A 26,975-nucleotide genomic window follows, 5' to 3' on the forward strand; every position below is an offset into this window, starting at 1 on the left:
TGCAAATATGAAAAAATTTTGATGCAAGATTGTAGGAATATTTTCTACTATTCTATAAATTATCAATCGGTAAAATTTGGTAAATGTTGAAAAGTACGGACGACAGGATACAGTTGTTTTATAATGGATATATTAGTTAATCTGGGGTTAGGAGAAGTGGTGATACGTTGGAATTAACATTAGAACAATTAAATAAAACAATAATGGAAATGCGAACAAAGGGTCTTTTAACGGAAGCATTAGCCCTTGCTGAACAAGGTCTATTAGTAGCAATAGAGAATCAAAATTTTCAACATGGACTGGATTTATATTCTCAAAAGATATTAATACACTTCGCGCTAGGAAATACATTAAGTATGGTGAGCCTTATTCCTGAATATGAAGCGTCTTGCCAAAAATATGGTACTGCAAAAGACTTCATGCATTATTACCTTGTAATGTCTTTATTATATGATGCAGTTGGTTTTAGAGAAAAAACAATCGAAATGACAAAAAGGTCGATTGACTATGCACAAGAACTTAACGATTTAATTATGCTTGTTCGAGGTCATAATAATTTATGTTACCTAGAGGTTGAGAAAGGCTGCAACGATGAAGCACTACAAGCTGGTTTACTGGCTAGAAAATACAATCAGCAAATATTGAGGAAGCTACCTGAATTAGCGAGGTTACATGATATTCGTATTAATAATAATTTAGCTGATGTTTATATTTTTGAGGGAGATTTTGACACAGCACAGACTTTATTAGACAATACGTTGAATTCACCGATTATTCAGCACCATAATCGTGAAAGGGTGGCTGCTTTGTTTGGATATGGGTTTTTATATGAAAAACAAGATAATTTAAAAGAGGCAGTGAACTATTACAAACAGTCAATAGCGCTGGCACAATCGTATGGGGATAATGCTATAACCAAGAAAGTAATGCGTTTGCTTTTAAATGTACTGTACCAGTTGAATTGGCGAGATGAAATTTTTGAAGTACAGCGTGCATATATTGAGCTTTCTGAAAAAATGAGCGCAGATAATTTGCTACAGCAGGTGATGAACTTAGAATTTAATCGTCATAAGGAAAAGCTTGAAAAAAAAGCACTCTATGATCCTTTAACGGGTGTCTTAAATCGGCATTTCCTTGATGTTGAGATTAATGAAAGGCTATATGAGGCAAAAATCAACAGGAAATTTGTTGGTCTGGCTGTTTTAGATCTTGATTATTTTAAATCGTATAACGATACGTATGGACACTTATTTGGTGATCGTGTGTTACAAATTCTTGCGACTGGCCTATGTAATTTTTTACAGAAAGAAGATGCGGAGATTATTCGTTTTGGTGGTGATGAATTTGTCATTTGTATTCGTCATAAGCAGAAAGAATATGTAAATAAACTGTTCAAAGCTATGCATACCTATTTACTTACATTAACACTGGATCAACATACTGAAAGTGAAACACTAAAGGTTAGCATGGGCGCATGTATTAATAATCAGAAAAATTATGACTTTAAAACTTTATTTGAGCATGCGGATCAATGTTTATACCGAGCTAAAAAAAATGGACGGACTACCTGTATTATTAAAGGATTGCAATAAATATTTTTAATTCCTATTTGATTAGTGAATAGGAATTTTTTACGTTGAAAAGGCTGTCACTTTTTATCAAAAATCGAAAAATAAAAATAACTATTCGAATCATTTGAAAACCTTATTCTAGCAACGTACAATATATGAAATTAAGAAACACGACATGACAAAATTGTTGTATAATGTTGTGGTATGAGGAAAGAAAGCAGGTTGACAAAATGGAGAGCAAAATGAAAGGTTACGTAGCTTTTAACATGCTAAATCAGGCAATCGAGTTAAAGCATAAGCTAGATGTGAAATATAAGGTGAATAAATGAAAAACTGGTTGATTTTCATTTCTGTCTTTATGGTTTCATTGTCACTTGTCATAGGTATTTTAGTATTATGGAAAGCCGAGGCTCCGTTCCGTTCAATTGAAGAGAAGGCTGAACAGTTGGCACTTGATGCCAAAGCCCTTGCAGTCGTTTCGGAGTCCTACACATATAATGGCAAACATTCGTATGTTACTGTATTTGGAGTAGACGAATATGGTGATAAAAAAGCTGTCTTTGTTCCTACGAATCTAGATGCTGATTCAATTCAGGAAGTATTTTTGAAAGATGGTATTAACGAAAAGCAAGCATTATCGGTTTTTAAAAAAGAAGGAAATGTACAGAAGGTACTCAATATGAAATTAGGCTATGAGGAGCCCGGTGCTGTTTGGGAAATTTCGTACCTAAACGATCACGATAAGCTCAACTATGTCTATATTATGTTTGAGGACGGCGATTGGTGGAAGCGCATTACGAATTTATAAGAGGAGTAGATTCCAAATGAAAAATTTATTAGCAAACCGTGTAAAAACTTTAACACCATCTTCAACTTTAGCCATTACTGCAAAAGCTAAAGCATTAAAAGAGCAAGGGATTGATGTCATTGGTCTAGGGGCTGGTGAACCAGACTTTAACACGCCGCAAAATATTTTAAATGCTGCCATTGACTCAATGGAGAAAGGTTTTACAAAATATACACCAGCTGGCGGACTTCCAGTACTTAAGCAGGCGATTATTGATAAATTACAACGCGACAACAACCTTACATATAAGGCTAATGAAATCATTGTTGGTGTTGGTGCAAAGCATATTCTCTACACATTATTCCAAGTTATTTTAAACGAGGGTGATGAAGTCATCATTCCAATCCCTTATTGGGTATCCTATCCTGAGCAAGTAAAGCTAGCTGGTGGAGTTCCTGTTTACGTTGAAGGTACAAGAGAGCAGGGCTATAAAATTACAGCGGATCAATTAAGAGCTGCTGTAACAGATAAAACAAAAGCAGTGATTATAAACTCTCCTAGCAATCCATCAGGTATGATTTATTCTCGTGAAGAGCTAGCAGAACTTGCTGCTGTTGCAGAAGAAAAAGATATTTTAATCGTGTCAGATGAAATTTATGAGAAGCTTGTATACAATGGTATAGAGCATTTTTCAATTGCACAACTTTCTGCTGCAGTGAAAGCACGTACAATCGTTGTAAACGGTGTAGCAAAATCTCACTCTATGACAGGCTGGCGTATCGGGTATGCGGCAGGTAATGCAGACATTATTAAACCAATGACTGATCTTGCATCACACTCTACATCAAACGCAACAACAACTGCACAATATGCAACAGTGGAGGCATATAATGGACCACAGGACACAGTAGAAGAAATGCGCCAAGCTTTCGAATCTCGTCTTGAAAAAATCTATCCACAGGTAAGTGCAATTCCTGGCTTCCATGTTTTAAAACCACAGGGTGCATTCTACTTATTACCAGACGTAGCAGAGGCTATGGCTCATACTGGGTACGATTCAGTGGATGCATTTGCTGCGGCTATTTTAACAGAAGCAAACGTAGCAGTGATTCCAGGCTCTGGCTTTGGTGCACCAACTACAATGCGATTATCTTATGCTACATCTTTAGAACTATTAGAAGAGGCAGTCCGCCGTATTGATGCATTTGTCAAATCAAAATGGCAAGACTAATCCTTCTAACCAACTTTGGAGGATTTCTATGAAAAAAATTATGATTCAAGATATGCCAAAACATATCGGTGAAACAGTCAAGCTAGGTGCTTGGTTATCAAACAAACGTTCAAGTGGGAAAATTGCCTTCTTACAATTACGTGATGGCTCTGGCTTTGTACAGGGCGTTGTTGTGAAAGAAGAAGTAGGCGAAGAAATTTTTGCTGTTGCAAAAGGTATGACACAAGAAACATCGATGTATATTACGGGAGAGGTTAAAGCAGATGAGCGTTCAAGCTTTGGCTGCGAGCTAGCTGTTACAGGTATTGAAGTGCTACATGCCGCAACAGATTTTCCAATTACACCAAAAGAACACGGACCCGAGTTCTTAATGGATAATCGTCATCTATGGCTGCGCTCTCGTAAGCAGCACGCAATTATGAAGATCCGTAACGAAATTATTCGTGCAACTTACGAGTTTTTCAACAACAACGGATTTACAAAAATGGATCCGCCAATTTTGACTGGATCAGCTCCTGAAGGTACTTCTGAGCTATTCCATACGAAATATTTTGATGAGGATGCGTATCTTTCTCAATCTGGTCAGCTCTATATGGAAGCGGCTGCGATGGCATTAGGAAAGGTCTTCTCATTCGGTCCTACGTTCCGTGCTGAAAAGTCAAAAACACGCCGTCATTTAATCGAATTTTGGATGATTGAGCCGGAAATGGCCTTTGTAGAATTTGAGGAAAATCTTGAAGTGCAAGAACAATATGTGGAACATATCGTGCAATCTGTACTAGCAAACTGCAAATTAGATCTAGAGCGTCTTGGTCGTGATACCTCAACTCTAGAAAACATAAAAGCACCATTCCCACGTATCTCTTATGACGATGCGATTAAATTGTTACATGAGCAAGGATTTAACGATATTGAGTGGGGCGATGATTTCGGTGCGCCACATGAAACAGCTATTGCCAATTCATTTGACAAACCTGTATTCATTACTTGTTATCCAGTAGGTATTAAGCCATTCTATATGCAACCACATCCTGATCGTGATGATGTTGTATTATGTGCAGATCTAATTGCACCAGAGGGATATGGGGAAATCATTGGTGGTTCTGAGCGTATTCATGATTATGATTTATTAAAATCACGACTTGAAGAACACAATTTATCATTGGATGCTTATGCTTGGTATTTAGAACTACGTAAACAGGGCTCCGTACCGCACTCTGGTTTCGGTCTAGGCTTAGAGAGAACAGTGGCATGGATTTCAGGAACTGAGCATATCCGTGAAACTATTCCATTCCCACGTTTATTAAACCGTTTATATCCATAAGCGGCAATTAATATGGTTTGTATTTGACGCTTTAGGTACAGATAATTACTGCCCGTTAAAGCGGGGCCAATTGAAAAGTCGCGTAGGGTAAATCTACGCGGCTTTTCTACTTACTATTGAAGAAGGAGTCAAATAAGGTATGAGCATAAATAATAGTCGACTCCGCATATGGACTGAACAGCGAATGATTCAAATTCCCCAGCTCTTTTTTCAGTTTTATAAGGAGTTAAATATGAAGGATGAAGAGGCGCTAATCGTTTTCCATTTACTAGCGTTCCATATTGAGGGCAATGACTTTCCAACACCTGATGATTTAATGAACCGCCTCACAATGCCCGACAATGATATTACCTCTGGTTTACAGCGGTTAATGCAAAAAGGCTTCCTTGAAATTACCCGTGATGTTGATGCAAACGGCAAGCTATATGAAAAATATTCGATTTTTCCACTTTGGGAGCGTATAATGCAGCTGATTGAAATGAAAGAACAGCAAAAAACTGCTACTGCACTCAGACATGAAGAGGGCGAGATATTTCGGTTATTTGAAGAGGAAATGGGGCGTCTTTTATCTCCTTTAGAGCTAGAAAAAATCGGTTCTTGGCTAGATGAGGATAAGCATAGTCCAGCCCTCATTAAAGAAGCGCTAAAGGAGGCAGTGTTTGCAGGGAAGCTAAGTATTCGTTATATTGATCGTATTTTGCTGGAGTGGAAAAAGAAAAATATTACGACACCTCAGGCTGCACAAAAACAAAGTGAGCAATTCCGTGAAAAACAAACAATTCACAGGCCATCAGTCCGCTCACCACAGCAAGGGATACAATCGACAAATAAAGTACCATTTTATAATTGGTTAGAAGAGAGAGAATAGGAGGACCAGTATGCTAACAAAAAAACAATGGGAGCATTGTCTAGCCGAAATGGATCGTATGTTTCCTGAGGCACATTGTGAGCTTGTGCATGAGAATCCGTTTGAGCTAACGATAGCCACATTGTTATCTGCACAATGTACTGATGTTCTTGTCAATAAGGTTACGAAAACGTTGTTCCAAAAATATAAGAAACCTGAAGATTATTTAGCAGTATCCTTAGAGGAATTACAGCAGGATATTCGTTCCATCGGCTTGTATCGAAATAAGGCAAAGAATATTCAAGCTTTATGTCAGCGTTTGTTAGATGAATATGAGGGTGAGATACCAGCCAGTCGAGAAGCTTTAGTGACATTGCCTGGTGTTGGTCGTAAAACGGCTAATGTCGTATTATCGGTAGCATTCGATATCCCTGCACTTGCAGTGGATACACATGTAGAGCGGGTGTCCAAGCGATTAGGGCTTTGCCGCTGGAAGGATTCGGTGCTTGAGGTGGAAGAAACGATTATGAAGAAAACACCAATGGACAAGTGGTCGAAAACACATCATCAGCTCATTTTCTTTGGCCGGTATCATTGTAAGGCTCAAAATCCAGGCTGTCAGTCTTGCCCGTTACTCGGAGAATGTCGAGAAGGACAAAAGCGTTTGAAAAAAGGACTGGTGAAAGATGCGTGAATATAGAGGCAATTACAAAGGAAAAAATTGATGCTTGGTTTACAGAGTGGCAAGAGCTAGAAGGCAAAATTCACATAGCCCATGATACAAGAAATGGTGAGGCTAAGGGCTTGATGGAAGCGGCAATTGTTTTGTTTGACCATCTAGTAGAAGAGGGTGGAGATGAGATTTTGCCGATAAATGGGGTTGAACGATTGGCCTTTATTAAAGCAAAGCCTGGTCAATATGCCTGTTATCGTCAGCTGGGTGAATTATTTAAGGAGACAAAAAAACGGACTGCTCGCTTACGACTCCAAGCTACCAAAAATAATTCAAATCGGTAAAGATAGTTGGTTAAATAAAGGAAAAGCAGAGGAGACATCAATAAAGATGCTCCTCTGCTTTTTTTATTCTGTGCTGTCGTTTTCTTCATTTGGAACGACAGGGTCAGTCGGTAGTGTAGGTGGTTGACCACCGTTATTTGTGCCATTATTGGTGTTGTTACCACCATTATTGCCACCACTGCCATTATTACCGTTAGGATTGCCATTGTTACTATTATTTCCACTACCATTATGGTTGCCATTATTTCCATTGTTGTTGTGATTGCCATTATTATCATTGCCATTTCCTTGATCCGGAGACGTTGGCTGTTCTAAATCAGGTTCATCTGGAGTATCCGGGTCTTGGTTTTCGTCTGGCATACTTGTCACTTGGAAGGAGGCTGTACCAGGTTCGCTTCGTGTACCATCCACAATAGCGACGACAGAGATTGTATAATTACCATCCTCTAAATTGTTTGCAACTGTTAGGCCTTTGCTTTCTGTTGTTCCAAGAGAAATTGTTTCTCCGCCTTCACGTGTAGCAGAGACCTCAAAGGTAGTTGGCAATGGTTCGTTAGTTTCAGGATCCAGAATAGCATCATGTTCCCAAGAAATGCTAATTGATTGAGCACCTAAATCTAAATTTGCCGAAACATTATAAGGTGTTGAAAGCTCAGGTGCCTCATATTCATTTGATACTTCCGTAGGCTCCGTGCCACGAACAAATAACTCAGTTTGACGTTTTTCACTTGGTGTGTAATCACTTGCTAATTTCAGTGGTTTTGAACCTACCTCGATTGTCATCTCTACAACAGAACTTGGTTTTTTGAAACGAGGTGTTTCAACATCCGCTGAAATGTCTTTCATAATTTGTTTAAATAGTTGTTGTGGTAAACGACGTTCATCCCAAGTTGTGATAGGATCAAAGTGTTTCTCATAACCACTCCATATTGCGATTGAATAGTTAGTTGTGTAACCTGCAAACCATGAGTCTGGCACACTTGTGCTAGGTAAGTTGTATTTATCAAAATCAGCTTTTGAATAGTTAGTTGTACCCGTTTTACCTGCAATATCTAAGCCAGAGACATTGGCAGCAGTACCTGATGCATCGGGCTTATTGCCAACAACATCACGTAGCATGTCTGTTACCATGTAAGCTGTGTAATCACTCATCGCAACATTAGGTTTTGGTGTGTAGTCCTTTGTTGTTTTACCATCACGATAAACAATTTTTGAAATTGCATGAGGATCATTGTAAACACCATCATTACCGAATGCTGCATAGGAAGCTGCCATTTGGATAGGAGATATGGCAATATCCCCCCCACCAATCGCATCAGATTCATACACATTTTTTGCCTTAATACCTAAACGACCAATGAATTCCTTTGCCTTGTCAGTTCCAACCTCTTTTAAAGCTTTTACAGCTGGAACGTTTCGGGAAGCATATAGTGCCTTACGTGCTGTCATGGCCCCCATGTATTTACCATCCCAGTTTGTAATAGTTTGCTGAGTTCCAGTGTATTTCATTGGTTCATCTACAAGCGTTTGACCTGTTGACCATTTTAAATATTCAATGGCTGGACCATAATCCAATAATGGCTTCATAGTAGAGCCTGGCTGATTTTGTGTTAAATCGTCTGCATAGTTCCAACCACGATTGCCATAATTGCGTCCACCACCAACTGCTTGAATTTGACCCGTTTTTGTATCAACAACAGCTACACCAGATTGAATTTTTTCTGTTGGGAAATTACTATCATCATTCATAACATTTTCAACAATTTGTTGAGCTTTTGGATCAAGTGTTGTGTAGACCTTAATGCCTTCTGCCATTGCAGAACCATCACCGTTTTTCTCAAGTTCGTTTAGAACGACATCAAGGAAAGCATCATATTTAGAGCCAGCAAATTTTTGACGTGTTGTATCATCAGCTAAACCTGCTTGAACGTCTACTTTTTTTGCTTCTTCCATTTCAGCTTTTGTAATTTTACCATGTTGATACATTAATCCTAAGACTGTATTACGACGCTTTTCCGCAAGCTCAGGATTTTTTAATGGGTCGTATGCATTTGGACGCTGTACTAAACCTGCAAGTAATGCTTCTTCATCTAACGTTAAATCTTTTAACTCCTTACCATAGAAATATTGAGCGGCTGTACCAAAGCCATATACACGACCTGACATAAGCATTTTGTTAAAGTACATTTCAAAGATTTCTTCTTTTGAGTATTTACGTTCTAATTGGAAAGCAAGCCAAGCCTCTTGTGCTTTACGTTTTAATTTTTTCTCATTTTGTAAAAAAGAGTTCTTCACAACTTGTTGTGTTAAAGTTGAAGCCCCCTGTGATCCAAAGCCATCGCGGAAGTTGGCAATAATTGCACCACCAAGACGATAAAAATCCATACCATGATGCTCAAAAAAGCGTACGTCTTCCGTAGCAAGGATAGCATTGATCATGTCCTCAGGTATATCTTCATATTTTATATATTTACGGTTTTCTGCACCAATTGTTGCAAATAAATCACCATTTTTATCAAAGAACTCAGAAGAAACAGGGTCTTTTAGTAATTCTTCCTTAAGCTCAGGCGCGCTACTAGCATAAAAAGCGAACATCCCAGCTCCTCCAATAAAACATGCAACTCCTATTGCCACCAGCGTTAAGAAAATGCGCTTAAACCATAGCTTTCCAGATGATTTGGGCACTTTCTTTTTATTTTTTTGAGCGAGAGCTTTTTGACGCTCACCGCGTGTTTGACGACGTTCAGTCATTCTACAATCTCCTCACTTTCAGAACCATGGCTTTTTGCTTCAATGAGCTGCTGGACAATCGGTAAATAGTCGATACGTGGATAATAGCTTGTAGGAATTTCGAAAGCTTCTCTTTCAATCGTTGAAAAAGGTATCGATTTACGCTCACCATTCTCCATTGCTTGCCAGGCCTTTTGTAAAACTTCGTATGGCACAATAAAATATCGTTCAAAAGCTGAAAAACGAACGATAATAAAAGCCACACCATTTTGTTCCGACACCTGCTGCATATGAGTCATTTGATGTAAGTGTATATTTTTTAAGGGAAAACTCGTTTTGGAAGCTGTCTCCTTTGCATCAAAATCAATATACTGCCCTTTCCAAACACCATTATAATCTGTTGTGGAAGGAGTTCGGAAGTAAGCTTCGCGAATTACTGCAGCACTTCGTGATGGGTACTCTACTTTGACGATTTGTACGGGAACAGGTTTCTTATGAATGATAGCAAGTCGTCTTTTTATATAATAGTCGTTTGCTTCATTTATTTCATCTTCTAGTGTTTTCCCTCGATTACTAAAAGAGATTTCTTTGTTATCATCCTTTTTTTCCACATTTTGTACAGTTGGATTTGGGGTATACAATTTCCCATTTGGATAACGAATTGTCATTTAGCTCATCCTCTATAATACTGCTATTATATACAATAGTTTACCATGATTCAGTAGCAGTTCTCCACTTCTGGCTCGCTCAAAACATAACAGAAATCATACGACAAGAATCAATCAATATAGTACACTTTCCGTCTTCTGAAGTCGAAAAGTTGTCAAAAAAAGGCTGTGCTTTCTACTCAAAATGCCAAAAAAACAGATAAAGTTTTCATCCAATTCAGTAGTCAATTTGTCCTCTCTATTTGCCCCAATCTAGCTAGAAGATTATTCGGACAACAGCGCCTTAAGTTTGTTTTAATAAAAAAATATCGAAATTCTTCTTCTTTCAGCTAACTTACGCTTATTTTGTCACGCATGAAGGTAATTTTATACATGCGAGGAATACATAAGTAAAGCAAAGGAGGCGTTGTATTGAATAAGTTGGAACAATTAGTTGCGCAGTTGGATCTGGTCAATCAATTACTTATAACAAGAGTGTCTTTGGAAAACAATGCACATAGCATGCATTTTTTTATGCAACTCAAAGCTGTTAGCCAGAAAGTAAGCTTAGCAGAAAAGAACTGGCAAGTAAAGAATGCGTGTTCGCCTATAAGTAGTGAAAAATGATAGACTTTGGTACACTTATCTCATATGCAAAATAACTCACTCAATATGTGTATTTTAAATACAATATTTACCATTATAAGAGGTGAGAGACATGCTATTATAAAAAAACTTCATATACAACTTGCTTGTCATGTATTGTGTTGAGATTTTCGCTAACAGTACTACTATACATGCTGAAGAAGTGATTTTAAGTTCGTATTTGTTGGAATGAATGAGATGAGGTGCGAAATTGTTATTAATACAGCAAACTTCCATATTAATAGATGAATGTGAAAAAAGTGTTGCACGCTTTTGGCAAATGCGTGAAGAGGATCGTACACCTGATTTTTTTAAAGAGGTTAAGCCACATGCCGATGCTATACATCATCACTTAAAGGAGTGGCAACAGGGGGCCAATTTGTGGATTCAAAACAATAATCCAAAGTATATGCATATCCAACAAATTGCTGCTGTGGTGGAATCCATGGAGCAATTTGTTGTGCAATCTTTTTTTAAAGAAACAAGTAAAAAACGCTTTTTAGATGCTATTCATTCTACCTCCTTTACATTGAAAAATTTTGAGCGAATCGTGAAGGAGGGAACAAAAGATGTTATCCAAAAAGAGAACCATCAATGAATTATTAAACGAGTGGAGATATGATGAGGAATTAAAAGAGCGAATTATACACTGGCAGACACTGGAAGGACGGGAAGCAAAATATGCTCCTTTCCCTAGAAATTTACATCCTTCTCTAGTAAAGGCACTACAGGCAAGAGGGATCGAGCAGCTTTATACACATCAGCGAGAAGCTTTCGATTTAGCGCAGAGTGGTACATCCTTTACTGCGGTTACGCCAACAGCATCAGGTAAATCATATTGCTATCATCTGCCAGTTCTTCAAACAATATTAGAGGATAAAAATGCCAGGGCTATTTATTTATTTCCGACAAAGGCTTTAGCACAGGATCAGAAAAATGATTTAAATGAATTAATTGAACAAAGTGGAGAAGAGATATTAAGCTACACATATGATGGAGATACCGCACCTGGAATTCGCCAAAAGGTACGTAAGGCAGGGCATATTGTCATGACAAACCCCGATATGCTCCATTCAGGAATATTACCACACCATACGAAATGGGTATCCCTTTTTGAAAATTTACAGTATATCGTTATTGATGAATTACATACATATAAAGGTGTATTTGGTTCACATGTTGCCCATGTTATACGCAGACTCAAGCGGATATGTGCATTTTATGGCAGTAAGCCGGTGTTTATTTGTACTTCGGCAACTATAAAAAATCCAAAGGAATTAGCAGAGATTCTAACAAATGAAACTCATGCATTAATTGCTGATTCGGGAGCACCAGTTGGTAAAAAAACATTTCTTTTTTACAATCCGCCTATTGTTCATAAAACGTTTGGTGTGCGTCGTAGTGCGGTTTTAGAGGTAAGTGACCTAGCTAAAAGATTATATATAGCAGGTATTCAAACCATTATCTTTGCTAAAAGCCGTGTAAGAGTAGAAATGATAGTGACTTATTTAAAGGAGCTGACAAGAAACAAGCTACTTGATGAATCGGTGCGAGGCTATCGTGGTGGCTATTTGCCTTCTGAGCGAAGAGTAATTGAACGTGGTCTTCGAGATGGTACTATTCAAACAGTTGTTAGTACAAATGCATTGGAATTAGGAGTCGATATTGGACAGCTTCAAGCATGCATTATGACAGGTTACCCAGGAAATATTGCAAGTGCCTGGCAGCAAGCTGGTCGCGCTGGTCGTCGACAGGACGAGGCATTAATTATTTATGTAGCCCAATCGTCTGCACTGGATCAGTATGTGGTCAATTATCCACTCTTTTTACTCGGTGGTGCTCCTGAGGAAGCACGTATTTACCCTGAAAATATGTTAATTTTAATGGACCACTTAAAATGTGCAGCATTCGAGTTACCTTTTTCCACAAATGATGCATATGGAGAATATGAAGTTCAGGAATTATTAGATTATCTAGCAGAGGAAGGCGTTGTTTTTAAAACAAGTGATAAGTGGCACTGGATGAGTGATCGTTTTCCTGCACATGATATTAGTCTGCGCTCTGCTTCTCAGGAAAACGTTGTAATCATTGATATGACAGTTCCTGCACAAACAAAGGTCATCGGTGAAATGGATCGTCACAGCGCAATGACATTATTACATGAAGAGGCAATCTATTTACATCAGGGCATTCAGTTTCAAGTAGAAAAGCTTGATTGGGAAGAAAAGAAAGCCTTTGTCCGTGAAGTAGATGTCGATTACTACACAGATGCTAATCTAGCAGTTGAAATGAAAGTACTAGAAGAGGATCGTAATCGGGATTATAAGGGGGGCACAATTAGCTTTGGTGATGTTGGGTTAGTTGCTCAGGCCACACTATTTAAAAAAATACGCTTTGGCACTCATGATAATATCGGATCAGGTCCAATCCATTTACCACCAGATGAGATGCATACAAGTGCCACCTGGCTATCACTTCATTTATCAGAGCAGTGGTCAGAGGCAGAATTGACCGAGGTAATGATTGGAATAGCCTACGCAATGAATGCCTTTATACCTTTGTTTATTCAATGTGATAGCAGTGATGTAGCAGTCGTGCCACAAGTTAAAGCATCCCATAATAAGCTGCCAACATTTTTTGTTTATGATAAGTATCCTGGAGGAATCGGATTAAGTGAAAAGGTCTATGATTTATGGGAGGACTTATTAACAAAAACGCAGCACCATGTTATAAACTGTCCTTGTGAAGCTGGCTGCCCATCTTGTATTGGTCCACAAGACACTACGATGAATGTAAAAAGTAAAGTCGTCAAGCTACTTCAACTATTAAATTATAAGTAGTTAAGTATAGAGAGGGAGAGGATTTAGTTTAAATCTTCAAACCCAAATTGATCTTGTTACTGTCTAGTTTGAAGGTCCTTATGGGCCAATCGCTGTTTATTAGTTACAAAATTTTAAAAATTATTTACTGTAGCTTGCACGGATCATAATAGCTACTCTAATTGAAGTTGCTGTCTGTTTTTTACAGGCAGCAGCTTTTTCAAATACTATTGCTCACAGAAATAATTAAAGTATGTCATAACGAGAAATTAGTGATCTTAATATATTCTGACGTTTTACAAGGAGTAATCTGAAAAAGGGTTACAAAACCAAAATAGCATAACATTGACAGTCACCCGACCGTATAGTATCATTTTCATTCTTACTTGTTGCGAGAAAGGTGGATTGACTTTGTTAATTGAAAGTGTAATAGACCACATATCGAGCCTTAAAGGGTATTCATCTATAAAAAAAGTGGAGAAAGGATACTCACCAGATGAAAAATACATAGTTACCGTCGGCCAGAATCAATACTTTATACGATTATTTGACATACAATATCACGGAAAACGAACCATCGAATTTTCATTGCTTCAAGCATTAGAAAAACAAGGTGTACAAACACATAAAGCCATAGAATGTAATTTATTGATTGAGGCTAATCTTTCTGTCATGGTATTAAGCTATATTGAAGGATACCCTGCAGATGAATTCATTTTGAATCTTTCTGATGTGGCGCAATTTAATATAGGTCTTGCTGCTGGGAAAGAATTAAGAAAAATTCATCAGCTACATGCCCATGCCCCGCAAACGATGCACTGGGAAGAAGCTCAAAGAAAGAAATTCAGTTTTTATTTAAATGAATATAAAAAAGGAAGCTATCAACTGCCAAAAGAGCATAAAATACTAAACTTTATTGAAAACAATTTCCACCTTCTTAAAGATCGACCTATCACATTACTCCATGATGATTTTCATCTTGGCCATATCATCGTTCAAAATAACTTGTATAATGCCGTAATTGATTTTAATGGCTATGATTTTGGTGACCCCTATCATGATTTTTATAATCTTTCTTTGTTTAGTAGAAGACATAGTATCCCATTTTGTATTGGACAAATAAATGGTTATTTTACAGAATCTCCAGACGATACGTTTTGGCGAATATATGCCCTTTATGCAGCGATGAATATCATCTCTACGATTGTGTGGACGAAAAAATATGATGACCAATCATTTGATGATGCATTGGAAAGAATCCATCTCATTTTAGAAGATCATGACTATTTTAATTTGGATCAACCATTATGGTATAAGTCCAAATCTGTTGATAATGTTACAGGTTTATAAACGGTGATATGTTTGCTATTGTGTATTTTTAAACTGAACTAATATTTATTAAATTTAGTTCAGTTTTTATTTATGAGCAAATCTATTTTTAAATTATTGACCTAACGGTGTAGGTTAGTAGATTAAGAAATTATTATACAAATTAGAGAAATATTATGTATTAGGATGATTAGGAGGTATTTATGACGACAAATATTTTAAATATACAAGAGGAAGCCAAAAAAATTGTAGAAAAAGTTGCTTATATTTATCAATATCATACAAGAGAGGATTTTATAGGTTTAATTGTTCATGGTTCCGTAGTAAAAGGTGGCATTATTCCAGGTTCAAGCGATATTGATTTTCATCTTTATTTGAAGGAAACGGCTTTTGAAAAACAAGGTATATTACCATTGGAGTTATATCTAAAAATTCATCGAGATTTAAGCAAAATTGATACGAAACCATTTAGCTATATTCAATGTGAAGCATTAACAGATAAATTACCAAAGGGATTTATTGGTCCAGTTCCTGGTGCTTATCAAATTGTGGCTGGAAGGTTGCCAGTAGAGGAAGCATCAAATGAACAATTGAAGGAAACGGCATTAAAATCATTAAATGATTTAACTGTTGTTCCCAAGTATTTTTCTACACTATTAGACCACGGAAAAGAGAGATTAACGAGAGTTGTACGTTTACTTAATACACAAGTTTCTCCAACAATATATCACGTCCTATCTTTAGTACATCAAGATGCCATTGAAATATGGCAGATGCCAAAAAATAAGGCAATACACTTATTACCCGAAGAAATGAAAAAATTTGCAATTCAATTTTATGAATGTGCTAAAAGGTATTACCCTGATGAAATTTCGGTTAATGATGCTTTAGGTATGATTGAAAATGGTGCAAAGTTCTTCGAAAGTGTAAATCTCTGGTTCAAATTGAGAAAAACTAACGGATGCGTTAATTATAGATCGTTGAGGTACATTGGCAACAACTAACGGTGCAATTTAGTTGAACAAGCGTAAATAATTCTACAGACCTTATTTAGATAGAAATAACATTAATTAGGAGGAAAGAATGAGTAATTTTAGAGGGATAATCTTAGAGGGCTACTCGAATGCTGGAAAAACATCAGTCTTAAAAGCGTTGAAACAACTTCAAGCAAGTGATGATGCCGAACGTAGTGTCATAGTTCTCAGTGAGCATTATTCGCAAGTATTACACAAAGTAAATGGTGAATTAAAGTCGTTAAGTCGAGATGAACACTTACAAGTCTTAAGAGAAAGAGTCACGATGCTGAAAATGTTAAATAATTGGTCAAGAGAAATTGGACAAACCCAACGTTCAAAAGGTTTATTCTTTATATTGGAAAGGTTTCATTTAAATCATCGAGTAGCATTTTCTCATTCAATATCAGATGAAATCAAGGAATTAGAAGCCCAGTTATTTGAAATGGGAGCAAGATGTACTTTGTTAACTGTATCACCAGAAAATTTAGAGCAAAGAATAAGTAGTAGAAACCCTAATGAAAGGGAAGGGAAAACCATGGAAGAAATGAAATTAGCGTGTGAATTATTATTAAAACAACAACAAGAGTATAGGAGCCAAGCTGAAAATTCTATCATTCCTACAATTGAAATAAATACTGATAATAAAGATTGGGATTCCTACGCAAAACAAATTTACTTATTAAACTCCCATGAAAGAACGTAACATCTTTCATTTTCTGTGGTGTAGCGCTGGTTTTTGCGCTACATGGATGGCTAACTGGGGCAATTGTTCAATAGAGCAGTCGCTTTTCAATAACGTTGAGGTCAGTTCAATATATATAAGTGAAAAAATAATTAATGGAGGGGGTAATGTGACACATTCTTATATCTACACCTTGGGATGGAGAAGGGACGCAATGGATGGAGCACTACCTTTATGTTTGTAACAAAAATAGTGAAGAACTTGTAAAGTATTTAGCATTCAGAGATTATTTGCGAAATAACCCACAAGTCGTAATTGAATATGAAATTGAGAGGAGATAAGCAATGAGGGCGCCTTATCAAGTTTTGGTATTTCCTTATATAATCACTGACAATTCTATTGAATATGCAATTTTTAAGAGAAGTGATTATGGGTATTGGCAGGGATTAGCAGGTGGTGGGGAAGAGGATGAGACTCCTATTGAATCAGCTAAACGAGAAGCATTTGAAGAGGCTGGTATTACAAAAGATTATCCATATATTGAATTAGATTCTATGTCTTCACTACCGGTAGAAGATGTAGTTGGGAACTTCCTTTGGGGAGAAGACATTTATGTATTAAAAGAATTTTCTTTTGGTGTTAAAGTTCCTACAAAAGATATAACTTTATCAAAAGAGCACCTCAACTACAAATGGTTATGTTTTGAAGAGGCAGTAACGCTTTTGAAATGGGATAGCAATAAAACGGCGTTATGGGAATTGAACAAAAGGTTATTAAATCGGACTAACACCAAGCAAAAGTTTGCGAAAGAAAATACTTAATCTATCGGTGCTAATTGAAGAAGATAGCAAAACCAGAAGCAACAATCTTTGAGAAAATAGCCTATTGAATTAGTGGAGCAGTTTCAAATCTAGTAGCCGGTCTATTTTTTCGTGAATTGTTTGTTCTTGTTTTGTTAGCCGTTTAATTTCTAACTGTAATTTTTGTAATTCATCTTCATCAAAATCTGAATCAATGTATTTATGTGCCATTTCTTTATTTGTTAAAATATCTTTGACTGCTTTAGTAATGTTTTGTCTAATTCTTTTATCATTTATATATGGTTTAACTGGACAATTATCATGTGTATTTTCAGCAGCATGTGTAATAACAAAGAGAGGGTAACATTGATCTTCATTTTTGCCATATGCCATTTGTTTTTTCACACTAAGAGCTTTGCTGCAATCATGTATCTGTACCATGTATGTCTTTAAAAAAACAGAGGAATAGAGAAATTGTCGGTAGCACCAGGAAAATGTTCAGGAGCTGCCTTAAAGGCACGAATGTTGTTACAGGGGCTATACAACATTCAGGCGCAATTGTGGAACAACAACAGATAGAAAACAATCAAACTATTATTGCATAGCTCTTCAAAAGAAAGAATCCGTTTTAATCAATCTTTTTTTAAAACGGATTCTTTTAATTTAACGTAAAATACGTGTTTGCAGGGTGTTTTTGATCAATCTTTATTCCAAAGCTATATCAAGTTAACGTTTTATATGTCCCCAAAAGTGAAAAAATCTGAGCTGTATTCAGCAAAGAAACTAAAATTTCTATTTTGGGGTATTTAGTATTCTTAGATTGATGATTATGGGGTCCTACCAGGGTTCCGCCAACATTTTAATGAAAATATACGCTAAGCCAATATTCAATACAATAAAGCCAATAATTCATTCTCTAAGGGGACTATCGGCTTATAGACGCTTGCTCACGTTTCGAATTTTATGGTGGATTATTCATTTCGGCTGCCGTCGCTGGCGTGCCCCACAGCTTCGCCAAGTGGAGAGAGATTTGTTTCGAAATATTGCGGTTTTATTCGAAGATGCATACACCCGAGTTCTGCGAGTGTATAATCTGAATCAGCAATGGAATTTTACAAGATGAAGGGAGATGCATTTTCCACATGATGAAGCATAATTCAATTCTTAATCTTAATACGGATGAACGCATGGACATTGGAACCTATCTTTTGGAGCAAATCAATGACTATATGACGCACATACGCGGGGTTCGTGTCTCACCTGAACTCAGCGTGGATGCGGTTGCAGAATACGCACGTAGATTATCTTTTGAGCATCCCGTCAGCGCACGCGAGGCGATTTATCATATCCTGGAGGGATTAAGGCAATACCAAGTACATACGCCACACCCGCGATATTTCGGCCTGTATAATCCGCGGCCCAACTTCATGGGAATAATGGCGGATATGATTACTGCAGCATTCAATCCGCAGCTTGCAGCCTGGAGCCATGCGCCTGTAGCGGTCGAAATGGAGAACTATGTATTGAAAGAGATAGCTTCAAAATTCGGTTATTCAGCAGAGGCAGCAGATGGGACATTTACAACTGGGGGAGCGGAAGCAAATTTGACAGCCGTACTGACCGCACTAGTGCATCGTTTTCCATCTTATGCTAAAGAGGGGCTGAGGTCGCTCCCCACGCAACCCGTCATGTACGCCTCTGCTGAGAGCCACCATTCTCTGGTAAAGGCAGCTCGTTCCTGCGGACTGGGTACAGATTCCCTTCGTATTATTACGACAGATTCTCAACTGCATATAGATGTTCATGCGCTTCATCATCAAATTCAAGTGGATCGCGCTGCTGGATACACTCCTTTTCTCATCATTGCGACGGGTGGAACGACCGGCGCCGGAGCGATTGATCCCATTAACGAAATGGCAAACTTGGCTGAACGTGAGCAACTGTGGCTGCATGTGGATGCTGCGTACGGAGGAGCCTCCGTGTTTGCACCAGAACTGCTTGATCTACTTCATGGTATTAACCGAGCTGACTCCATTACCTTCGATGCGCACAAGTGGATGTCTGTCCCAATGGGGGCGGGAATTTATATTACACGGCATAAGGACATCTTACATAGAACATTCAGCATCACGGCAGATTATATGCCGAAAGAAGGGGGTGATCTGGATGTTATTGAACCGTTCACCCATTCGATTCAATGGTCGCGAAGGTTTATCGGTTTGAAAGTGTACTTATCTCTTGTAACTGCTGGTTGGGAAGGCTATCGCAGCATGGTGCAGCACCAGACAGAGATGGGCAATCGGTTACGCCGGGACCTTGCATGCTCTAACTGGAAGGTTGTCAATGATACCGTATTGCCTGTAGTATGCTTTACTGATTCCAATATACAATCAAAGATCCAATCGAATTTCGCATCATTTATATGTCAAGAGATATTACGTTCAGGGCAGGCATGGATTTCAGTATACGAAATAAACAAGGCTCCAGTACTGCGAGCTTGCATTACGAACTACGATTCAACTGAGGAAGATATTATGGTATTGATGGAGTTGCTGAATAGAGCAAGAGCAAAATATTTGGAGAGACATCCGAACGGTTTGAGCTGAATTTAGCCAAGGAAGACATTATACCATCAATGGGCTGTTCCAATAGTCATGTCACGACATAGAATAGTCCGGGGTCCCACCACATCGCCATCAAGCTAAGGTTAATTTGTATCATCATAACGAAAAAAACGCTATTCTTTTTGTAGAAATATACAGGAAGGATTGCGTTTTCTATGAGTTTTTCTGTTTCAGCGAAATGAATCTCTTTGCTCAATAACTTCAAAAATACTTATCTCCATCTTCTCTACAACAATTAGCTAAAGAAGTTGGTTTTGTTCAACGTACAAGTAAATATCAAGCACAAGAATTAATTGCTTTATGTGTATGGCTTAGTCAACAGGTCGCGAGTACACCACTCACACAATTGTGTAGCCGTCTCGAAGTATCTACAGGTGTCCTCATGAGCCCCGAAGGGCTTAATCAACGATTCAATGGTTCAGCCGTACAGTTTCTTCAACAAGTTCTAGCTAATCTTCTAACTCAAAGAATTCATTCAACACAAGAAATACTTCATCCATACTCCACGACTTTTAAACGTATTCGATCCTAGATCCTACAACATTTCAACTTCCAGATAAGTTTACTTCACATTATCAAGATTCTGGCGGAATAGCCATACCGCGGGTGTTAAAATCCAACTTGAATATGACTTATTGAGTGGGAAGTTCCTCCACGTTTATGTAGGAGAAGGGAGAGAAAATGATAAAACCTTCGGTTCCACAAGTCTACTAACCATTCAACAGAAAGACTTATACATAAGGAATTTAGGGTATTTCGACTTACACGACTTACAGAAAATGAATGATGAAGGTGCTTACTATGTCTCACGTTTGAAGTTGAATACTCGCATATATCGTAAGAATGATGAACCGGAGTTTTTTCGGAATGGGACTGTGAAGAAAGGTATTCTCTTTATTCAGTTAGACACAGAAGAGCTTATGAATCAATTACAACCTGGTCAAACACTTGAAATTTCAGAAGCATACATTGGGCTGTATCAAAAACTACCCGCCCGAGTGATTATTCATCGACTAACTGAGGTACAAACAGAGAAAAGATTGAAAGAACAAGCAAAAAAAGAAAAGAAGAAGGGCATTACCTATAGAGACCGAAGCAAACGATTAAGTGGAATGAACGTATATATTACAAATCTTTCTTTAGAAGCCGTTCCAACGGAACATATTCATGAACTGTATTCGTTACTTGGCAGATTGAAATTCTATATAAAACATGGAAATCTTTTTTTTCAAACTGACAAGTGCAAAGAGATTAAGAGGGAACGCTAAGAGTGTCTTCGCTTGTTATACGAGATCGTAATGTCCCAACCAGCCTAATCATGCGTTAACAAGTAGAGGGCGAACAGTTTAGTTGTCGGGATCAAGTTCCACGGGTGCTTCCGTTCTACCCCAGCTACTATCAATCTATAAATTGAATAAAAAATAGTCAACCAGATTTCTCCGGTTGACCTTATAATACGAACGAAGCAGATTATTGAAAGAAGAAATTTGTTACAAACTACGAAAAGCCCAGAGAATAGGTGATCCTTTTCCCTTTCAACCGTTCAGAAATGGACGGTTATTTTTATACTTAAAATGATTACTAGGTATGATTTACTAACCTGTTTTCTGTTTAAAAAATTTTAAAAAAATAGTTGGTGAAAAGAATTTCTTATCGATTTAACCTTTGGGTAAGGAGATAATCATATTTACTAAGAAAAGACAATTGAGCTAAAAAGTCAATATATGATATGGAGAAAGTTATATGAATCAAGAAAAAGTGATAGAGTTAGAACAGAAAATAAACAATGATTATAGTAATATTGCAGGCATGGTTGTACTAAAAGATGGTAAAACACTTTATGAAAATTATTTCAATGAATGCACTTCTTCTAGCCGAATCCATGTTTATTCAGTATCAAAAAGTATTATTTCCATATTGTTTGGGATTGCCTTAGACAAGGGGTACATCAAGAGTATCAATCAGAAAGTATTGGATTTTTTTCCAGATTACAAGACAAAAAGAGGAGAGAAAACTATACAAAATATTACAATTAAGGATATGCTGACAATGACAGCTCCGTATAAATATAAAGTTGCACCATACACTTACATTAAGTATTTTATGAGTGATGACTGGGTAAAATTTACACTTAATTTATTGGGAGGTAAAGGGCAAATCGGGAAATTTAGGTATACTCCTCTCGTAGGTCCAGATATTTTGTCAGGCATTCTTGTAAAAGTAACGGGAAAATCTGTGTTTGATTTCGCAACAGAAAGTGTATTCTCGCCATTAGGAATTACTCTTGAGAGTAATGTGATTTTTCATAGTGTAAAGGAACAACGCGAATTCAATAAATCTAAAAGTATCAGTGGCTGGGTTGCTGATCCAAATGGAGTAAATACAGCAGGGTGGGGTCTTACTCTTTCTCCTAGGGATATGGCGAAAATAGGTCAATTATACTTAGACGGAGGAATCTGGAATGGAAAACAAATTGTGTCGTCTCAATGGATAGACGAGAGTACAAAGGAACATAGTCGATGGGAAAAACTCAATCTATCATATGGATATTTATGGTGGATTATTGACGATAAAGAACAAGCCTATGCAGCTATGGGTGATGGAGGTAATGTGATTTATATTAATAAAAAGAGAAATATGGTCGTTTCTATTACTTCTCATTTTAAGTCAAATGCCAAGGATAGAATAGAACTTATTAAGGAATATATAGAAAGAATATTTTGAAAATACAGAATAATTGATTAATAAATCGTTCTGGATTGATTGAAAAATTATTAATACAAAGTGGCTATTGTGTCCATTAGAAAACGATATATTGCTAAATGAATAAATTGTGAATAATTATACTTAAACAAACGGGTGCGTTAATTGAAGATTCGGATCCAGAAATAATCAATCTTTATTATAAAAACCAAACTAGATAAATAAAAGAAACCAACTGTTTTGATCAAACTTTGTTTCAAAACAGTTGGTTTCTTTCTGTATAAAATCAGCGTTTGCAACTTACCTTTAATCGAACTATATTCAAAAGCTACAGAAATCAAGTTTATAGTAAATTTTAAAAGTAAATATTGAAAATTTCACATCAGAAAAGCGTGAGAATCAACCTAAAATTGATTTTCTTGCGCTTTTGAGGTTTTAACCAGTTTTATGTCCAGACTCATTTTACTTTCAAATAAGTTGAGTTTTTTTGTTTTTCTTATAGTTAGTATCTTATGAAAAGTCTTTAATCTCGTTCCACATACTTTCCGTCATTTTGAAGGTAATTTTCATTATAGGATACATATGCTTGAATGACTTTATCATTTTCAATTTTATATACATAAAGTACTGTTGGTTCTTCAGCAAATTTAACTTTTATTTGGTATCCAAATGCTGTAGTTAATAATTCTTCTTTATCAAAACTAGTTTCCCAAGACGCATTAGGGTATTTCTTTTCTAAATGTTCTTCTACCATTTGAGTATATTTGTCATATTTAGCGTCCTGTATATTAGGACGAACAGTTAGGAATACTGCATAGCTTATAAGGATAATAATAATAAAGCTATACAAAATTTTTTTACCTTTTTTTCTTAAAAAAATGAAATCACAAAAAGAAAAAAATAGATTCCTATCACAAAAAATAATTCTATCGTTTTTATACCCATATAAACACCTCCTAATTAATTCTATTTTAATGAGATTCTTCTATTTTTATTATAGCTAATGTAGATCGATAACCTATATAACCATTAAGTATTGGTTCAAACATAAATTGTGAAAATATCGCTATTTTGAATATTTATTTAATTGCTCTTGGCTACCAACTCTTTTTCTCTTCACTTAACGGAGTCAGGGATAGCTGAATAGCCCCAGTGATTAATTAAGGGTCCGCATTAAAAACTGGCTTAACTTCTATTGTCCTGTATTAAACCTTTGTGTAAGCTTTTTTAAATTTTCAGCCTGTGCACATAAGTCTTGGGACACTACTGTGTTGACAGCTTGCATGGAGGCACTTTGTTCATTTACTGATTGTAAAACGACCTCTGTATAATTAGATAAACTATCCATTCCGTTGGCGATTGTCGATACTAATTTTGTTACTTCACTAGCGCTACCTGAAAGCTGTTCAGCAGTTGCGGAAATATCCTCTAGCTGATCCGTCATTTTGCTAACATGCTGAGAGATTGTACCGAATGACTTTGTAGCCTCGTCAATGACATAAACACCTTTTTGAACATTTTTCGAATCCTCTCCGACAGCACTAACTACTTGTTTCGTATCGCTTTCGATGTCCACTACCAACTCAACAATTTGAGCAGCCGAGTACTTAGATTGCTCTGCCAATTTTCGAACTTCCTCCGCAACTACTGCAAAGCCTTTACCATGCTCGCTAGCACGTGCTGCTTCAATCGCAGCATTTAAAGCCAACAAATTCGTTTGATCAGTAAAAGCCGTAATCATTTCTGTCATCGCTTTGATATCCGTCATTTTGCTAGATAATTGTTGCATCAATTCATTTGTTTTTTTAGTAGAAGTTGAAATAAATGCCATTTGGTTTTTAGCTACGTGTAAAATTTCCGCACCATTACCTGCAATGTCATTTGCTTCTTTCGCATGATCAAAAACACCTTGTGTTGCCGTGGTAATACGTTTTATGCCATTGGCAGTTTCCTTCATAGAAATAGCACTTTCATTAGCAGACTGTGCTGCTTGTTTAAGACCCTCAGTTGTTTTCTCCATTTGTTAGTCAACTTCGTCAACTGCAATCGTAATTTCATTTGTACTTGCAGATAGCTCCTCAATGCTCACTGATAAATCTGTAGAACTACTCACAATTTTTTGTGTCATAGTATGTAATTGTTCTTTCATTTCTATAAAAGCTTTAGCTAACTCTGAAATTTCATCATTGGAATTCACATTAATGGAAACAGTATGCAAATTTCCTTCAGTTATGGCTTTCGCAGATGCTGCTAATTGGTTAATTGGCTTAATAACTTTAGATTCTACATAGAAAATATAGGATATTGTCACAATAATTCCTACTATCGTTAAAAAAGTAGGTAGCCATTCAAATGATGTTATATTTGCTAGGTCTATGATTAAAATAGCAATCATGTGAGCATTTAAAATAGTAAAGCCAATGATATTTCTTTTCCGTAAAGTCATAATAAGTACCCTCCAAATATGGTAATTAAGGTAGTTTTGTTTATTTGCAAAAACCTTAATAGAGTATCCCAAGGAAAAAATTATGGTCTCTTTTCCTTGGGACTTTGTATATGGTGATGAATAATCTATGCTGATATAATATTGTATTTAGCAACAGCGTAAGAAGATTATTAATAAATAATGCTGGGGAGGCAATTATCAATTACGCCAAGACGAAATTGATAAACTTAAATCAACTTTTTCAAAACTGAGTATAAAAACTCCGCATCTTTTCCTACCCCACAAATAAGGGCCGACCCTCTTTGGTGTTGCCATGGTAGTCCAATATAATATAACCCTGGTATTGGACTTACCCCTCTTTTATGAAGAGGAAAACCTTTTGCATCTAAAACTCCCTCTATGTCTATCCATTTATAGTCAGGAACAAATCCTGTTGACCAAATAATATTTTGCACGTTTTTTTTACTATGATCATTAAAAATTATTTCTCTTCCTTGTGTTTTTATGACTCTTGGTTTTATATTAATTTTCTCTTCCCGAATCAGATGCTTTAATTCAAGGCCGAAAATAGGATCCCTTTGTTTTTGAAACCATGATCCGCGCCTTGTATTCGTTCCTGCATATTAGAGACCAATCTTTTCTAACCAGTAAAAAATGCTTTTCCCCAAAAGATTAACTGGTAAAAATTTAAATGGATGGCTATTAGCTATAGTTACTTCACGATTTTCTGCAAGTTCAGTAGCAATTTGTGTACCAGAATTCCCTCCTCCAATCACAACAACAGGACCACCTGGGATCATCTCAGGTGATAGATATTGGGAAGAATGAATTTGAAACACCTCTTTTGAAAGATTTTGGGATATTGAGGGAATGAACGGTTTCTGAAAAGCCCCAGATGCAATGATTACATGTTTAGAATGAAATATCCCCTTATCAGTAAAGACTTTAAATGTATTTTTTATTTTTTGGACTTTATGTACAGTTGTCTCCATTTTCACCGGTAATAAAAAACGTTTCGCATATGCTGCAAGATAATCCGCGATTTCATCCTTTGTAGGCAATGCGTTGTTATCTCCTTCGAATCTCATTCCAGGCAGTGAGCTATAGGATTTAGGTGTAAATAGGATCAAAGAATCATACCTATTTCTCCATGTATCTCCAATTCTTTTTTCTCCATCGAGTATGACAAAATTATAGCCTCCTTGTTGCAAATAATACCCCATACTAATCCAGCTTGACCAGCACCAATCACAATCATATCTAACATTTTTTTATCTCGCTTTCTATTATTAAATTAATATATGAGCATTTAATCATATATTCATATATAATCGTCATTATAACAATTCCTTCTAATACGTCAAGTAATTTTCCTCAATGATGATTAGAGATTAATCCGAAAAAGAAGCAAGATAGACTATAATGCTAAAACTTAATATTGCAAATTAAATTCCAACGAATTTAAAAATAGAGTTTTTCATAATTTTAGGGAATTATGAGTTTACCAGTCGTATTGAAACAATAAAGTGTTAAATCAGACTAAGAGGAAGCGTAACTTTTAGTTTGCGTAGTTATTTAGATCGAACAATAAGCCAAGTAAAGATTGAGAAGATCCAAGAATAAATTGAGAAGTTTGAAATTGAACGAGAATATCGGGAGAAAAAAGTATTGATTGGGGGATTATTACGGAAAAAGAATTACCAACGAAATTCGCTTAGAAGGATTTACAGATATAGTCTAATAATATATATTGATAT

At 36.6% G+C, this 26,975-nt stretch carries 22 protein-coding genes and 3 pseudogenes; 18 read left to right on the forward strand and 7 right to left on the reverse strand.

Features of this window, described 5'->3' with window-relative positions; translation table 11 throughout:
• Positions 1-167 precede the first annotated feature (167 nt).
• The 7 genes from QNH24_RS08350 to QNH24_RS08380 all read left to right on the forward strand — a co-directional run bounded on the left by QNH24_RS08350 (position 168) and on the right by QNH24_RS08380 (position 6,777).
• On the forward strand, positions 168-1,592 hold the full coding sequence (locus QNH24_RS08350; protein ID WP_283871598.1) for a tetratricopeptide repeat-containing diguanylate cyclase: 1,425 nt from the start codon (positions 168-170) through the stop codon (positions 1,590-1,592).
• Between the two features lie 304 nt (positions 1,593-1,896).
• The gene (locus QNH24_RS08355) at positions 1,897-2,379 is read left to right on the forward strand and encodes a cell wall elongation regulator TseB-like domain-containing protein (RefSeq protein ID WP_283871599.1); all 483 of its coding nucleotides are present in this window, start codon (positions 1,897-1,899) and stop codon (positions 2,377-2,379) included.
• 16 nt (positions 2,380-2,395) lie between these two features.
• Positions 2,396-3,589 (forward strand): pyridoxal phosphate-dependent aminotransferase, encoded by a 1,194-nt coding sequence (locus tag QNH24_RS08360; RefSeq protein WP_283871600.1) that lies wholly within the window; start codon positions 2,396-2,398, stop codon positions 3,587-3,589.
• 28 nt (positions 3,590-3,617) lie between these two features.
• On the forward strand, positions 3,618-4,913 hold the full coding sequence (gene asnS, locus QNH24_RS08365; RefSeq protein WP_054770336.1) for an asparagine--tRNA ligase: 1,296 nt from the start codon (positions 3,618-3,620) through the stop codon (positions 4,911-4,913).
• A gap of 139 nt (positions 4,914-5,052) precedes the next feature.
• On the forward strand, positions 5,053-5,781 hold the full coding sequence (locus tag QNH24_RS08370; protein ID WP_283871601.1) for a DnaD domain-containing protein: 729 nt from the start codon (positions 5,053-5,055) through the stop codon (positions 5,779-5,781).
• Between the two features lie 10 nt (positions 5,782-5,791).
• A complete protein-coding gene (nth, locus tag QNH24_RS08375; RefSeq protein ID WP_283871602.1) occupies positions 5,792-6,454 on the forward strand; it encodes an endonuclease III in 663 nt (220 codons plus the stop codon).
• Positions 6,451-6,777: a YpoC family protein gene (locus QNH24_RS08380; protein ID WP_283871603.1), complete on the forward strand. Its 327-nt coding sequence runs from the start codon at positions 6,451-6,453 to the stop codon at positions 6,775-6,777. The genes nth and QNH24_RS08380 overlap by 4 nt, the downstream gene beginning before the upstream one ends.
• 63 nt (positions 6,778-6,840) lie before the next feature.
• Here QNH24_RS08380 and QNH24_RS08385 read toward each other — a convergent pair whose 3' ends face one another.
• Together QNH24_RS08385 and recU are read right to left on the reverse strand one after the other, a co-directional pair.
• Entirely contained in the window at positions 6,841-9,528 is a 2,688-nt protein-coding gene (locus QNH24_RS08385) for a penicillin-binding protein 1A (protein WP_283934530.1), read from the reverse strand.
• Complete coding sequence (gene recU / locus QNH24_RS08390) at positions 9,525-10,175, reverse strand: Holliday junction resolvase RecU (protein ID WP_283871605.1); 651 nt, start codon at positions 10,173-10,175, stop codon at positions 9,525-9,527. The genes QNH24_RS08385 and recU overlap by 4 nt, the downstream gene beginning before the upstream one ends.
• A gap of 411 nt (positions 10,176-10,586) precedes the next feature.
• Between recU and QNH24_RS08395 the strand changes: the two genes are divergently transcribed.
• From QNH24_RS08395 to QNH24_RS08430, 8 genes and pseudogenes are all read left to right on the forward strand, one after another.
• Positions 10,587-10,781, forward strand: coding sequence for a hypothetical protein (locus QNH24_RS08395; protein WP_054770339.1), 195 nt, complete (start codon positions 10,587-10,589; stop codon positions 10,779-10,781).
• Between the two features lie 229 nt (positions 10,782-11,010).
• Positions 11,011-11,397: a YppE family protein gene (locus QNH24_RS08400; RefSeq protein ID WP_283871606.1), complete on the forward strand. Its 387-nt coding sequence runs from the start codon at positions 11,011-11,013 to the stop codon at positions 11,395-11,397.
• Entirely contained in the window at positions 11,369-13,639 is a 2,271-nt protein-coding gene (locus QNH24_RS08405) for a DEAD/DEAH box helicase (RefSeq protein ID WP_283871607.1), read from the forward strand. The genes QNH24_RS08400 and QNH24_RS08405 overlap by 29 nt, the downstream gene beginning before the upstream one ends.
• Positions 13,640-14,029: 390 nt before the next feature.
• Positions 14,030-14,968 (forward strand): aminoglycoside phosphotransferase family protein, encoded by a 939-nt coding sequence (locus tag QNH24_RS08410; RefSeq protein WP_283871608.1) that lies wholly within the window; start codon positions 14,030-14,032, stop codon positions 14,966-14,968.
• A 182-nt stretch (positions 14,969-15,150) separates the two neighbouring features.
• Positions 15,151-15,951, forward strand: a complete 801-nt coding sequence (locus tag QNH24_RS08415) for a hypothetical protein (RefSeq protein WP_283871609.1) — start codon at positions 15,151-15,153, stop codon at positions 15,949-15,951.
• A 79-nt stretch (positions 15,952-16,030) separates the two neighbouring features.
• A complete protein-coding gene (locus QNH24_RS08420) occupies positions 16,031-16,666 on the forward strand; it encodes an AAA family ATPase (RefSeq protein WP_283871610.1) in 636 nt (211 codons plus the stop codon).
• A 170-nt stretch (positions 16,667-16,836) separates the two neighbouring features.
• A pseudogene (locus QNH24_RS08425) lies at positions 16,837-16,968 on the forward strand (GrpB family protein); the annotation flags it as partial.
• A 21-nt stretch (positions 16,969-16,989) separates the two neighbouring features.
• Positions 16,990-17,466: an NUDIX hydrolase gene (locus QNH24_RS08430; protein WP_283871611.1), complete on the forward strand. Its 477-nt coding sequence runs from the start codon at positions 16,990-16,992 to the stop codon at positions 17,464-17,466.
• Positions 17,467-17,535: 69 nt separating this feature from the next.
• Here QNH24_RS08430 and QNH24_RS08435 read toward each other — a convergent pair whose 3' ends face one another.
• Positions 17,536-17,850, reverse strand: a complete 315-nt coding sequence (locus QNH24_RS08435) for a hypothetical protein (RefSeq protein ID WP_283871612.1) — start codon at positions 17,848-17,850, stop codon at positions 17,536-17,538.
• 737 nt (positions 17,851-18,587) lie between these two features.
• Between QNH24_RS08435 and QNH24_RS08440 the strand changes: the two genes are divergently transcribed.
• From QNH24_RS08440 to QNH24_RS08450, 3 genes and pseudogenes are all read left to right on the forward strand, one after another.
• Positions 18,588-20,051, forward strand: a complete 1,464-nt coding sequence (locus QNH24_RS08440; RefSeq protein WP_283871613.1) for a pyridoxal phosphate-dependent decarboxylase family protein — start codon at positions 18,588-18,590, stop codon at positions 20,049-20,051.
• 173 nt (positions 20,052-20,224) lie between these two features.
• Positions 20,225-21,334, forward strand: a pseudogene (locus QNH24_RS08445) (IS4 family transposase); the annotation flags it as partial.
• 478 nt (positions 21,335-21,812) lie between these two features.
• The gene (locus QNH24_RS08450) at positions 21,813-22,793 is read left to right on the forward strand and encodes a serine hydrolase domain-containing protein (protein WP_283871614.1); all 981 of its coding nucleotides are present in this window, start codon (positions 21,813-21,815) and stop codon (positions 22,791-22,793) included.
• A 502-nt stretch (positions 22,794-23,295) separates the two neighbouring features.
• On the opposite strand, the gene QNH24_RS08455 is transcribed toward QNH24_RS08450, so the two are convergent.
• The 4 genes and pseudogenes from QNH24_RS08455 to QNH24_RS08470 form a co-directional block, all read right to left on the reverse strand.
• Positions 23,296-23,622, reverse strand: coding sequence for a hypothetical protein (locus QNH24_RS08455; protein ID WP_283871615.1), 327 nt, complete (start codon positions 23,620-23,622; stop codon positions 23,296-23,298).
• 342 nt (positions 23,623-23,964) lie between these two features.
• Positions 23,965-24,792, reverse strand: a complete 828-nt coding sequence (locus QNH24_RS08460; protein WP_283871616.1) for a methyl-accepting chemotaxis protein — start codon at positions 24,790-24,792, stop codon at positions 23,965-23,967.
• Between the two features lie 3 nt (positions 24,793-24,795).
• Complete coding sequence (locus QNH24_RS08465) at positions 24,796-25,218, reverse strand: HAMP domain-containing protein (protein ID WP_283871617.1); 423 nt, start codon at positions 25,216-25,218, stop codon at positions 24,796-24,798.
• 227 nt (positions 25,219-25,445) lie between these two features.
• Positions 25,446-26,485: pseudogene (locus QNH24_RS08470) on the reverse strand (flavin-containing monooxygenase).
• Positions 26,486-26,975: the final 490 nt, after the last annotated feature.

It is taken from the genome of Lysinibacillus pakistanensis (assembly GCF_030123245.1).
Classification (GTDB): domain Bacteria; phylum Bacillota; class Bacilli; order Bacillales_A; family Planococcaceae; genus Lysinibacillus; species Lysinibacillus pakistanensis.